We start from the raw sequence: 11,930 nt of genomic DNA, 5'->3' as shown, positions 1-11,930 counted from the left end.
AGCGGACGAATGACAGGCAACAGATGACAGATAACAGATGTTGAAATCTGTCATCTGTCATTTGTTGTCTGTTCGCGGAAACCTGAAGTCCGTCACTGTCCCCCGCGCCGCTCCAGGGCCCGCAGACCGCCGTACGCGGCTGCGCCCGCCCACAGAGCCATGATCAGCAGGCCGGTCCAGTAGCCGTAGTGGACGCCCGGCTCGGGCTGGGTGCGCATCGCGTGGAGGCCGGCCCGGTCGGGCAGGAACTGGCAGACCTCGCCTACGCCGGGGAGCGCCGCCAGGACGGTGGTACCGAGGAACAGCATCGGGGTGAGCAGGCCGAGCGCGGCACTGAAGTTGCCCAGCATCGCGGTGGCTCCGAGGCAGAGCAGCACCAGCAGCGGGTGGTAGAGCACGCCGGCCAGGAAGCTGCGGCCCAGCCCCGGCGTGGACGTGTCCAGGCCGACGGTGGCGGCGACGGCCAGGAACGAGCCCGCCGTCGACAGCAGCCCGAGCAGCAGTCCCACCCCGGCGCCGAGCAGCAGCTTGGCGCCGTACGCCCGACCGCGCCGGGGGACGGCGGTGAGCGAGGTGCTGATCATGCGGGTGTTGAACTCCTGCCCGATGAGCAGGATCCCCGTGCAGGCCACGGCGACGTGGCCGAACAGCAGCCCGTAGTAGATCCCGCCGGTCGGGTCCTCGCCGGGGGTGTAGTCCTTCGTGCCGTAGGCGAGGTTGACGGCGACGGTGATGCCCACGGTCAGCACCAGCGCGGTCAGCGGGGCCGCCCACTGCGAGGGCAGGGTGGTGAACTTGATCCGCTCGGCGCGCAGGGCGTTGGCGGTCAGGGCGTTGGCGGTCAGGCCCCGGGTCCGGCCGCGGCGGCCCGGGTTCGGGTCCGGGTTCAGGCTCATTGTCATCTTCCCTTCGTTCGGCGTCACTTGGCGCGCCGAAGGGCGCGCAGGCCGCCGTACGCGGCTGCGCCCGCCCACAGCGCCATGATCAGCAGTCCGGTCCAGTGCCCGTACACGACCTGCGGGTCGTCGACGTAGTGCAGCGCGTACTGGCCGGCGCGGTCGGGCAGGAACTGTGCCACCAGCCGGGCCCCGGGCAGGCCGCCGAGTGCCGGGGAGACCAGGAAGACGGTCGGGGTGATCAGGCCCATGGCGGCGGTGAGGTTGCCGAACAGCGTGGTCAGCCCGAGGCAGAACACCACCAGCAGCGGCGGGTACAGCACTCCGGCGATGACGGCGCGGGTGAAGGCGGGGCCGTGCCAGTCGCCGGGGACGGTCGCCGCGTAGCCCGCGAAGGCGCCCGCCGTGGCGGTCGTGCCGACGAGGAGGCCGACCAGTGCGCCGAGCGCGAGCTTCGCGCCGTACATCCGGGCGCGGTGGGGGACGGCGGTGAGGGAGACGTCGATCATGCGGGTGTTGAACTCCTGGCCGATCAGCAGGATGCCGAAGCAGGCCAGCGCGACGTGGCCGAAGTTGAGCCCGTAGAAGACGCCCACGCCGGGATCCACGACGATGTGGGGTTCCGCGCCGCCGAGCGCGGCGCCCACGGCCGTGGTGACGCCGGCGGTGAGCAGCAGGGAGAGCAGCGGGGTGAGCCAGAGCGAGCGGAGGGTGGTGAACTTGATGCGCTCGGAGCGGAGTACCTGCAGGGCTCGGACGGCGGGGGGCGCGTACGCCCCGGGGGAGCCGATGCTCATGCGGTCACCTCCGCGCGGTACTCGACGCTGTCGGCGGTCATCCGCATGAACGCCTCCTCCAGGGAGTCCTGTTGGACCGCGATCTCGTACAGCACGACGCCGTTCGCGGCGGCGAGTGCGGCGATCCGCTCGGGTTCGGCGCCGGTCACCTCCCAGGCGCCGTCGTCGGCTCGGACGGCGGTGAAGTCGTGGCCGCCGCCGCCGAGCAGCGCGGCCAGTTTCGCCGGGTCCACGGCCCGTACCCGGATCCGGGTGCGGCCGTGCTGCTCGATGAACTCGGCGGTGGAGGCGTCCGCCAGCAGCCGGCCGCGGCCGATCACCACCAGGCGGTCGGCGGTGAGCGCCATTTCGCTCATCAGGTGGGAGGAGACCAGCACCGACCGTCCCTCGGCGGCGAGTTCGCGCAGGAGCGTGCGGATCCAACGGATGCCCTCGGGGTCGAGACCGTTGACCGGCTCGTCCAGCAGCAGCACCGCGGGGTCGCCGAGCAGCGCGGCCGCCACCCCGAGGCGCTGGCGCATGCCGAGCGAGAAGCGGCGGATGCGCTGACCCGCGGCGTCCGTCAGGCCGACCTGGCCGAGCACCTCGTCGACCCGGCGCTCCGGCAGGCCGTTGCTCGCGGCGAGCCAGCGCAGGTGGCCGCGTGCCGTCCGGCCGCCGTGCAGGGCCTGGGCGTCCAGCAGCGCGCCGACCTGCCGCAGCGGGTCGGGGAGTTCGACGTACGGGCGGCCGGCGACGAGGGCGCGTCCGGCGGTGGGCCGCTCCAGTCCCAGGACCAGGCGCATGGTGGTGCTCTTGCCTGCGCCGTTCGGGCCGAGGAAGCCGGTCACAAGGCCGGGCCGGACCTCGAAGGTCAGGTCGTCGACGGCGCGCCGTCCGCCGTACTCCTTGCTGAGGCCCTGGATTTCGATCACGGCCGCGCTCCCCTCTGGGTGGTCCGGTGCGGGTGCCGGCGTCCGGGCCGGCGATCACATTCCAGCCGAGCGGTGCTCCCGGCGGATCCCGCCGCGGAGTGGAGCCGCCTCCCTCCCGGGAGGGAGCCCGCCCGGGCCCCGGGCGTGATCCCGAACCGGCAGCTGACCTGGCAGGATGGCTCGGTGACCAAGATTGCCGTGCCCAGGATCCTCGCCCCCCTGCTGGCCGGCGCCACGTACGCGCGCCTGCTGCACCTCCTGGTCGGATGGATCTTCATGGGGGTCGTCCTGCTGGTCTATCCGGGGACGGTGGGGCTGACGCTCGGCCAGATCGTGGCGGAGGCCGCGGCCGTGGATTCCGTCCTGCTGCTGCTCGTCGCCCTCATCCCGGCGGCGCGGCGCGCTGAGGGGGTCCAGGCGCGGCTGCTGCTGGTGCCCGACCGCGAGCAGGACATCGCCGCCGAACCCTCCGGCAGTTGGGCCGACCGGTGGCGCACCGCGCTCTGGCTGATCGGGCGGGTCGCGCTCGGCTCGGCCGTCGGGGTAGCGACGGTGCTCGGCCTCACCGCCGGTGGTGATCTGCTGACGGGCCCGCAGGGGTCGCGCTACCTCCTGCTCCTGCCGGTGGCACTACTCGGCTACGGCTGGCTGGTGGTGGGTGCCGGGCGCCTCCAACTCGCCATGGCGGTACGGCTGTTGGGTCCGTCGCCAGCGGAGCGACTGGCGGAGGCGGAGCTGCGGGCCGAACGGTTGCTGGAGCGCAACCGGTTGGCCCGCGAGCTCCACGACTCCATCGGCCACGCACTGACGGTGACGGTCCTCCAGGCCGGTGCCGCGCGGGAGGTCGGGGACGGCGCGTTCGTCGCCAAGGCGCTCGAGGTCATCGAGGAGACCGGTCGTCAGGCCATGGATGACCTCGAACGCACCCTGGTGCTGCTGCGCGAGACCCCCGAGGGTGCGGCCACCGAACACCCGGGCATCGACCAGCTGCCCGCGCTCTTCGACACCGCGCGGTCGGCCGGCAGCCCGGTCGAGGCACTGGTCGACCTGTCGGGGGGGACGCTGCCCGGGGTGCTGTCCCGCGAGTCCTACCGGATCGTCCAGGAGGGCGTCACCAACGCGCTCAAGTACGCGCCCGGAGAGCCGGTCAGCATACGGATCGCCGTCCGGGGCGGGCAGTTGGAGCTGCGCTGCGCCAACGCGCTGCCGACCGGCGGGAGCGTCGCCGCGCGGAATCCCGGCGCCGGGGCCCGGAACTCCGGCGCCGGGGCGCGCAAGGGCGGCAAGGGGCTGCGCGGCATCCGTGAGCGGGCCACGCTGCTCGGCGGGGAGGCCGCGGCGGGGGCGTCGCAGGACGGCAGCGGGGAGTGGGTGCTGAGCGTGCGGCTGCCCCTACGCTTGGGCTCGTGACGAATGATCTTGTGGCCGACGTTCCGGCCGACGAGCCGGCCGGTGGCCCGGCCGACGGTCCGGCCGAGGGGGTTGCCGGGGTGAAGGGGGCTGCCGGGATGACGGACATCCTGCTCGCCGACGACGAGGAGCTGGTCCGGTTCGGGCTCCGGGCCGTCCTGGAGGCGCAGGGGGACCTGCGGGTGGTCGGCGAGGCGGCCGACGGTGCGGAGGCGGTCGCCCTGGCGCGTGAGCTGCGCCCGCACGTCGTGCTGATGGACGTCCGGATGCCCGTGATGGACGGGCTGGCGGCCACCCGTGAGCTGCTGCGCCCCGGCGCCCCGGGGGAACGGCCGCCCCGGATCCTCGTCGTGACCACCTTCGAGAACGACGACTACGTGTACCAGGCGCTGCGCGCGGGCGCCGACGGCTTCCTGCTCAAGCGCTCCCGCCCGGCCGAGATCGCCCACGCGGTACGGCTGGCGGCGGCGGGTGAGTCGCTGCTGTTCCCGGCCGCGATCCGCCGCCTGGCCGCCGGGCACGGCAATCCGACCGCCCGCGCCGCCATGGAACGGGCGGCGCTGACCGAGCGCGAGGCGGAGGTGCTGCGGCTGGTCGCGCGCGGCCTCAGCAACGGGGAGATCGCCGAGCGGCTGTTCCTCGGCGTGCAGACGGTGAAGACGCACGTCAGCAGCGTGCTGGCGAAGCTGGGCGCGCGGGACCGCACCCAGGCGGTGATCGCGGCGTACGAGTCGGGGTTCGTCGAGCCGTCGGAGTAGGACCCGGTGGGCCCCGGACACTCGAGCCGTGGGCCCGGACACCCGGGCCGGTTGTCCCGGACGCCCGGGCCGGTTGTCCCGGACGCTCGGGCCGTGGTGGGGAGCGGAGGGCTCAGGCGGGGTAGGCGTGGGTCTGGGTGGCCTTGACCGAGGCCCAGACCGTGGCCCCCGGCACCAGTTCCAGCTCCGCGACGGCGGCCGGGGTGAGGTCGGCGGCCAGCGGCAGGTCGCCGGCCAGGTCGACGCGGACCCGGTCGCCGTGCAGGTCCAGGCCGGTGACCTCGGCCTGCCACAGGTTGCGCGCGCTGGACTGCGGGCGCTCCCGGTAAAGGGTCACGGCGGACGGCGGGAAGGCGACGAAGGCCGGGCCGTCCAGCTCCTCGGTGGTGGCCAGGACGGTGCCGTCCTCCAGTGTGACGTGGGTGCCCTCGGCCCGGCCCTGGTACAGGTTCAGCCCGACCAGGCGGGCGATGTAGTCGGTGCGCGGCCGCCGGGCGACCTCCGCCGGGCTGCCGGACTGCACCTCGCGACCGTGCTCGATCACCACCAGCCGGTCGGCCAGCACCATCGCGTCCAGCGGGTCGTGCGTCACCAGCACTGCCACCGCGTCGAACTCCGCCAGGTGGCGCCGCAGTTGGGCCCGTACGTCGAGACGGGTGCGGGCGTCCAGGGCGGCCAGCGGCTCGTCCAGCAGCAGCAGCCGGGGGCGGACGGCGAGCGCGCGCGCCAGCGCCACCCGCTGCGCCTGGCCGCCGGAGAGCCGGCCGGGACGGACGGAGGCGTGGTCGGCCAGGCCCATCCGCTCCAGCCAGTCGGCGGCCTCGGCCCTGGCGGCGCGCTTGGGCCGCCCCTGGCAGCGCGGGCCGAAGGCGACGTTGTCGAGCGCGCTGAGATGCGGGAAGAGCAGGTAGTCCTGGAACACCACGCCGACCGGCCGCTCCTCGGCGGGGGTGTGCACGCGCCGGGCGGGATCCTCCAGGAGGCAGTCGTCCAGGCGCAGGTGGCCGCCGGTGAGCGGGAGCAGTCCGGCGAGGGCGCGCAGGGCGGTGGACTTGCCGGCGCCGTTGGGCCCGAGCAGCGCGACCACCTCGCCGGGGGCGGCGGTGAGGGCGAGGTCGAGGGTGAACGCGGCGCGGTCGACCCGCAGTCGGGCGTCGAGGGCGGTGCTCGGGAGGCGTGCGGTGCTCATCGGGTCGGGGTCCAGGTGTCCGAGAGGGCGTCCGAGGACATGAGGGTGGGGGGTGTCACGGGTCCGGGCGTCACGGGGCCGACAGCCAGCGGTCGCGCAGGCCGGCCAGGACGGCGACGGAGACCACCAGCAGCACCAGCGACAGCGCGATCGCGGCCTGCGGGTCGGACTCCAGGGCCAGGTAGACGGCCAGCGGCATGGTCTGGGTACGGCCGGGGAAGTTGCCCGCGAAAGTGATCGTCGCACCGAACTCGCCGAGCGCCCGGGCCCAGGCCAGGACGGCCCCGGCGGCGATCCCCGGGGCGATCAGCGGCAGGGTGACCCGCCGGAACGCGGTCAGCCGGGACGCACCCAGGGTCGCGGCGGCCTCCTCGTAGCGGGGGTCGGCGGCCCGCAGCGCCCCCTCGACGCTGATCACCAGGAACGGCATGGCGACGAAGGCCTCGGCGATCACGACCCCGGTGGTGGTGAAGGGCAGCGTGAGGCCGAAGGTCGAGTCCAGCCAGGAGCCGAGGATGCCGCGCCGCCCGAGCACCAGCAGCAGCGCCACACCGCCGACCACCGGCGGCAGCACCAGCGGCAGGGTGACCAGCGCCCGGATCACCCGCCGCCCCGGCAGCTCGGTGCGGGCGAGCAGCCAGGCCAGCGGGACACCGAGGACCAGCGACACGGCGGTGGCCGCCGTCGCGCTGATCAGCGACAGGCGCAGCGCGTCCCAGACGGCGGGGCTGGTGAGCTGCTCGGACAGGCTGCTCCACGGCGCCCGGATCAGCAGGCCGACCAGCGGGAGGATCAGGAACGCGAGCCCGAGCAGCGCCGGGAGCAGCAGGGTGACCGGGACTCGGTTCCGGTGCGACCGGCGTCGGCGGTGCGGCAGGGCCTGCGCGGGTCCTGCCGCGCCCCTGACGAAGGCGGCAGCCGGGTCTGCGCCGGGCCCGTCGTGGCCGGAGCCGCTGCGGTCGGGGTCGGACCCGCCGTGGCCGGAGCCGGTGGTGCGGTCGCTCACGGTGCCTGGAAGCCCGCCGCGGTCAACACCTGCTTGGCCTCGGGCGACTGGACGTACGCGACGAAGGTGGCGGCGCCGTCCTTGTTCGGCGCCTTGGCGAGCGCGGCGATCGGGTAGTCGTTCACGGCCTTGTCGGCCTCGGGGAAGTCCACGCCGTCGATCTTCGCAGCATCGGCCCGCACATCGGTCTTGTACACCAGCGAGGCGTCCACCTCGCCGAGTTCGACCTTGGTGAGCGCACCCTTGACGTCCTGCTCCAGGGTGACCGGGGTGAGGTCGGCGCCCGCGGCCTTGAGCGCGGTCTGCGCGGCGGCGCCGCAGGGCACCTCCTTCGCGCAGAGTGCGACCTTCACACCGGAGACGGTGAGGTCCTTGAGACCCGCGATGTGCTTCGGGTTGCCCTTGGGGACGGCGATGGTGAGCGTGTTCCTGACGAAGGTCGCCGGCTGACCGCTCGCGCCGCCCGCGTCCGTCACGGTCTTCATGGTGGCCGGGCTGGCGGCGGCGAACACGTCCGCCGGGGCACCGGAGTTGATGCTGGTGGCGAGGCTGGAGCTGCCGCCGAAGTTGAAGGTGACCTTGCTGCCCGGGTTGGCGGCCTCGAACTTCTTGCCGAGCTCGGTGAAGGTCTCCTTGAGCGAGGCGGCGGCGAACACGGTGATGGTGCCGCCGGCCTTCGGCACACTGCTGCCCCCGGCGGAGGAGCCCGCGGCGGCGGTGGTCGAGGCCGCCGAACCGGAGGACTTGCCGCCGTCGCTGCCGCAGGCGGTGACCCCGAGGGCGAGGGCGAGGACCGCGGCGGTGGCGGCGGCGAGTCTGCGGGCGGTGCCGGTGGTACGCGTGCTCATCGGTGCTTCCCCTCCGGGGCGCGCGCCGGAAGGGGCGCGAGGGACTGACCGCAGCTGCGGCCATTACGCCGATCATAGTGCCGCAAATGCGAGTGATAAATCCTCTGTCGCTTTGCACAGGCGGGGGTGGGCAGGGGCGTCGGGAGTGCTGTGGGATGGCTCAAAGGGGTGCGGTGGCTCTGTTCGGCGGAGGAGGGCAGGGGCAGGCGTGCGGGGGCGTGCCCGGGCGTGTGGGGGCATGCGTGGGCGTGTGGAAAATGCGTCGCGCCGGGGGTGGTCGAGCGGTCAGAGTGGTCACCGAACCAAGGGGAGGAGCCCGTCCATGTCCACGCTGCGTGTCACCGTCGAGAAGCTGACCATCCTGGAGCACCCGAACGCCGATGCTCTGGAGCTCGCCCAGGTCGGCCTCTACCGGGCGGTGGTCGCGAAGGGCGTGTACCGGACCGGAGACCACGCCGTCTACATCCCGGAACAGTCCGTCCTCCCCGAGGAGTTGATCGCGGAGCTCGGTCTGACCGGAAAGCTGGCCGGGTCCCGGGCGAACCGGGTGAAGGCGGTACGGCTGCGCGGCGAGCTGTCCCAGGGCATCGTGTGTCGGCCCGCCGCGCTCGCCGACACCGACCTGGCCGCCGCGGCCGAGCGGGGCGAGGACTACGCCGAGCTGCTCGGGGTGGTCAAGTGGCAGCCCCCGGTGCCGACTTCGATGAGCGGTGAGGTGGTCAGCGCCCCGGACCTGCTGCCCTGGGTCGACATCGAGAACCTCAAGCGCTACCCGGACGTCTTCGAGCCCGGCGAGCCGGTGGTGCTGACCGAGAAGCTGCACGGCAGCTGCTGCCTGGTCACCTACACCGCCGGGACCGGCGAGGTGCTGGTCTCCTCCAAGGGGATCGGCGCGCAGGGGCTGGCGCTGGCCGAGGACGAGCGCAACCTGTACTGGCGGGCGGTGCGCGCCTACGACATCCCGGCGGTGGCGGCCCGGCTGGCGGAGCGGCTCGGCGCCGAGCGGGTCGGCATCTTCGGCGAGGTCTTCGGCGAGGGCGTGCAGGACCTGGGTTACGGCGCCTCCGCGCGCACCGAGCGGCCAGGGTACGCGGCGTTCGACGTGTCGGCCGTCGTGGCCGGGCAGCTGACCTGGTTGTCCGCACCCGAACTGCTGGACGGCGAACTGCCGTTGGTGCCGGAGCTGTGGCGCGGTCCGTTCGACCCGGAGACCGTGCTGGGGCACGCCCAGGGCAAGGAGACCCTCTCCGGGAGTGGACTCCACCTGCGCGAGGGCGTCGTGGTGCGTCCGGTGACCGAGCGCTGGAGCCCGGTGCTCGGCGGGCGGGCGATCGTCAAGGTGGTCAGCGACGCCTACCTGACCCGCAAGGGCGGCACCGAGTACGAGTAGGCCGGAAGGACCGGCCGCACGATCCTTCCGGCGTTGGCTACCCGTCAGTAGAGTTGATGGTGCGCCACCCCGTGGAGGAGGAGTCGCCCATGGCCACCGCAACCCCCGTGCCCGGACCGGCCGGCAATCCGCTGGTCGGATCGCTCTTCGACCTCACCCGCCGTCCGCTGCGCACCTACCTCGCCGCCCGTCGCGACCATGGCGACGTGGTGCGGCTCCAGGCCGGCCCGCCCGGACTGCGGGTGGAGTTCTACGCGGTGTTCTCCCCGGGCGGGGTCCAGCAGGTGCTGGGCGGGGAGGCGGCCAACTTCCGCAAGGAGAGCGCCTTCTACGACGAGCTGCGGACCAGCGTCGGCAACGGACTGCTCACCAGCCAGGACGCCGAGTACCAGCGCCAGCGCCGGCTGATCCAGCCGCTGTTCACCCGCCGCCGGGTGGACGGCTACGCGGAGGTGATCGCGCAGGAGGCGCAGTCGCTCGCCGAGCGCTGGCGGGCCACCTCGGGCGGAGTGGTGGACGCGTCGGAGGAGATGTCGCGGTTCGCGATGCGGGCGGTCGCACGGATCCTCTTCGGCGCCGACGTGGAGGAGGCGGCGGAGGTGGTGCACCGCAACTTCCCGCTGATCGGCGAGTACGTCAAGGAGCGCGGCTTCGCCCCGGTCCGCGTCCCGCGCACCTGGCCGACCCCGGGCAACCGGCGCGGCCTCGGGGCGCAGCGGGCGCTGTACGAGGTCTGCGACCGGATCATCGCCGCGCGCGCCGCGCGCGGGGACGGCGAGGACGCGGACGACCTGCTCGCGCTGCTCGGGCGGGCTCGCGGCGAGGACGGGGAGCGCCTGGACCCGGCCGAACTCCGGGACCAGGTACTGGTGTTCCTGGTCGCCGGGCACGAGACCACGGCCACCTCGCTGGCCTTCGCGCTGCACCTGCTGGCCAAACACCCCGAGCATCGGAAGCTCGCCCGGGAGGAGGCGCGGAGCGTCCTGGCCGGGCGGGTGCCGACGGCGGTGGACCTGGAGGCGCTGCCGTACATCACCCGGGTGCTGAAGGAGGCGATGCGGCTCTACCCGGCGGCGTCGCTGGTCGGCCGGAGGTCGGTCGACGCGACAGTCATCGACGGGTACGCCATCCCGGCGGGGGCGCAGGTCGTCGTCGCGCCGCTGGTCACCCACCGGCACCCCGACCACTGGGCGGACCCGGAGCGCTTCGACCCGGACCGCTTCCTGCCGGAGGAGGAGAAGGCCCGGCACCGCTACGCCTGGTTCCCGTTCGGGGGCGGGCCGCGGGCGTGCATCGGGCAGCACTTCTCGATGCTGGAGTCGGTGCTGACCCTGGGCGTGCTGCTGCGGGACTTCGAGATGGAGGCGGTGGACCGGCGGGTGGGGCTCGCCCAGGGCATCACGCTGCGGGCGGCGAGCCCGATGCGGATCCGGGTGACGGCGGGGAGCTGACGGGGGTTTCGGCGTCCGGAGTTCGGCGTCCGGGTTTCAGTGTTCGGATTTCAGCGGACAGATGACAGATTTCAGACTCTGTTATCTGTCCGCTGTCATCTGTCTGTCGCCCACTGTCCGACGCCCACTGTCCGACGTCCCTCGGCTGGGCACACGACCGGGTCATTCGAACACATCGCCCGTCGCTCGCGGGCAGCTTTTCAGATCTTCGGGTGGCGGTTTCCGGTCGCTCGGTAGCGTCCCACGCACCCCAGGCCGAAAGCGCACGTGCGACTGGCATATGACGAGACCTCGCCGCCGGTCGCACGGAGTCCGCCCGGCCCGGGGAGCCCGGGCGCACCTCGTACCGTCCCGGGCCCCACCGGTCGACCGGAGGTCCCATGGGCACCCTCAACCACCTCAGCCTCGGTTGGCTGACCCCCGTCCTCTCGTACCTGATGGCCTGCGCCGGCGCCGCCCTCGGGCTGCGCTGCACGCTGCGCGGTCTGGCCGCGACCGGCCCCGTCCGGCGGAACTGGCTGGTCACGGCGGCCGCCGCGATCGGCTCCGGCATCTGGACCATGCACTTCGTCGCCATGTTCGGCTTCACCGTCGACGGCACCGAGCTGCGCTACGACGTCCCGCTGACCGTCGCCGGCCTGGTCGTCGCGGTACTGGTCACCGGCCTCGGCCTGACCGTGGTCTGCTACGGCAGGCACCGTGGCCTCTCCCTGTTGGCGGGCGGCGTCACCACCGGCCTCGGCGTCGCCGCGATGCACTACCTGGGCATGGCCGCGGTGCGGATGCACGGTGGTCTGCGGTACGACGCCGGGACGGTCGCGCTGTCCGTACTGGTCGCGGTCGGCGCCGCCACCGCCGCGCTCTGGGCCGCCGTGACCATCCGCAGCGTGTACGCGGCCGGGGCCGCCGCCATGGCCATGGGCCTCGCCGTCAGCTGCATGCACTACACCGGCATGGCCGCCGTGCACGTCCGGCTGGAGCCGACCCGGACCGGGCTCGGCGGGGCCAGCCCGATGGAGTTCGTCTTCCCGCTCGCCGTCGGCCTGGGCTCGTTCCTCTTCCTCGCCTCCGCCTTCGTCGCGCTCTCCCCGACCGCCCAGGAGCGGGCCGGCTACCGGGAGGCGGGCGAGCCGGTGGTCGAGGAGTTCCCCGCCTCGGCGGCGGGTCCCGGGGCCGTTCCCCGCGAGCCCGTCCCCTCCGGGGCCGAGCGCCACGGCGCGGAGCACCACGACCGGGCGGCCTGACCGTCGCCCGCCGCCCGTCCGGCCCCG

The 11,930-nt window shown here is 73.7% G+C and carries 11 protein-coding genes; 5 read left to right on the top strand and 6 right to left on the bottom strand.

Going from position 1 to position 11,930, the window contains the following annotated elements; translation table 11 throughout:
* Nucleotides 1–92: 92 nt before the first annotated feature.
* The 3 genes from ACZ3TI_RS04000 to ACZ3TI_RS03990 are packed head-to-tail and all read right to left on the bottom strand — an operon-like array spanning nt 93 to nt 2,607.
* Complete coding sequence (locus ACZ3TI_RS04000) at nt 93–896, bottom strand: hypothetical protein (RefSeq protein ID WP_465722992.1); 804 nt, start codon at nt 894–896, stop codon at nt 93–95.
* A 23-nt stretch (nt 897–919) separates the two neighbouring features.
* Nucleotides 920–1,693 carry an ABC transporter permease gene (locus tag ACZ3TI_RS03995; RefSeq protein WP_465722990.1) on the bottom strand — a complete coding sequence of 258 codons (774 nt, stop codon included), beginning with the start codon at nt 1,691–1,693 and terminating at the stop codon, nt 920–922.
* Nucleotides 1,690–2,607, bottom strand: a complete 918-nt coding sequence (locus ACZ3TI_RS03990; RefSeq protein WP_465722988.1) for an ABC transporter ATP-binding protein — start codon at nt 2,605–2,607, stop codon at nt 1,690–1,692. The genes ACZ3TI_RS03995 and ACZ3TI_RS03990 overlap by 4 nt, the downstream gene beginning before the upstream one ends.
* 183 nt (nt 2,608–2,790) lie before the next feature.
* Here ACZ3TI_RS03990 and ACZ3TI_RS03985 point away from each other — a divergent pair, with 183 nt between their 5' ends.
* Both ACZ3TI_RS03985 and ACZ3TI_RS03980 read left to right on the top strand, forming a co-directional pair.
* Complete coding sequence (locus ACZ3TI_RS03985; RefSeq protein WP_465722986.1) at nt 2,791–4,017, top strand: sensor histidine kinase; 1,227 nt, start codon at nt 2,791–2,793, stop codon at nt 4,015–4,017.
* A gap of 98 nt (nt 4,018–4,115) precedes the next feature.
* Nucleotides 4,116–4,775, top strand: coding sequence for a response regulator (locus ACZ3TI_RS03980; protein WP_465723346.1), 660 nt, complete (start codon nt 4,116–4,118; stop codon nt 4,773–4,775).
* A 112-nt stretch (nt 4,776–4,887) separates the two neighbouring features.
* Here the strand turns inward: ACZ3TI_RS03980 and ACZ3TI_RS03975 are convergent, their stop codons facing one another.
* The 3 genes from ACZ3TI_RS03975 to modA all read right to left on the bottom strand — a co-directional run bounded on the left by ACZ3TI_RS03975 (nt 4,888) and on the right by modA (nt 7,818).
* Complete coding sequence (locus ACZ3TI_RS03975) at nt 4,888–5,964, bottom strand: ABC transporter ATP-binding protein (protein WP_465722984.1); 1,077 nt, start codon at nt 5,962–5,964, stop codon at nt 4,888–4,890.
* Between the two features lie 70 nt (nt 5,965–6,034).
* Nucleotides 6,035–6,841 (bottom strand): ABC transporter permease, encoded by an 807-nt coding sequence (locus tag ACZ3TI_RS03970; RefSeq protein WP_465723344.1) that lies wholly within the window; start codon nt 6,839–6,841, stop codon nt 6,035–6,037.
* Between the two features lie 125 nt (nt 6,842–6,966).
* A complete protein-coding gene (modA, locus tag ACZ3TI_RS03965; RefSeq protein WP_465722982.1) occupies nt 6,967–7,818 on the bottom strand; it encodes a molybdate ABC transporter substrate-binding protein in 852 nt (283 codons plus the stop codon).
* Nucleotides 7,819–8,140: 322 nt separating this feature from the next.
* On the opposite strand from modA, the gene ACZ3TI_RS03960 reads away from it, so the two are divergent.
* The 3 genes from ACZ3TI_RS03960 to ACZ3TI_RS03950 all read left to right on the top strand — a co-directional run bounded on the left by ACZ3TI_RS03960 (nt 8,141) and on the right by ACZ3TI_RS03950 (nt 11,903).
* Entirely contained in the window at nt 8,141–9,208 is a 1,068-nt protein-coding gene (locus ACZ3TI_RS03960) for an RNA ligase (ATP) (RefSeq protein WP_465722980.1), read from the top strand.
* Nucleotides 9,209–9,297: 89 nt separating this feature from the next.
* Nucleotides 9,298–10,659, top strand: a complete 1,362-nt coding sequence (locus ACZ3TI_RS03955) for a cytochrome P450 (RefSeq protein WP_465722978.1) — start codon at nt 9,298–9,300, stop codon at nt 10,657–10,659.
* A gap of 380 nt (nt 10,660–11,039) precedes the next feature.
* Nucleotides 11,040–11,903: an MHYT domain-containing protein gene (locus ACZ3TI_RS03950; RefSeq protein ID WP_465722976.1), complete on the top strand. Its 864-nt coding sequence runs from the start codon at nt 11,040–11,042 to the stop codon at nt 11,901–11,903.
* Nucleotides 11,904–11,930: the final 27 nt, after the last annotated feature.

The sequence above is a fragment of the Kitasatospora sp. NPDC023120 genome, from assembly GCF_055560835.1.
This window is presented reverse-complemented; position numbering and strand designations above follow the sequence as displayed.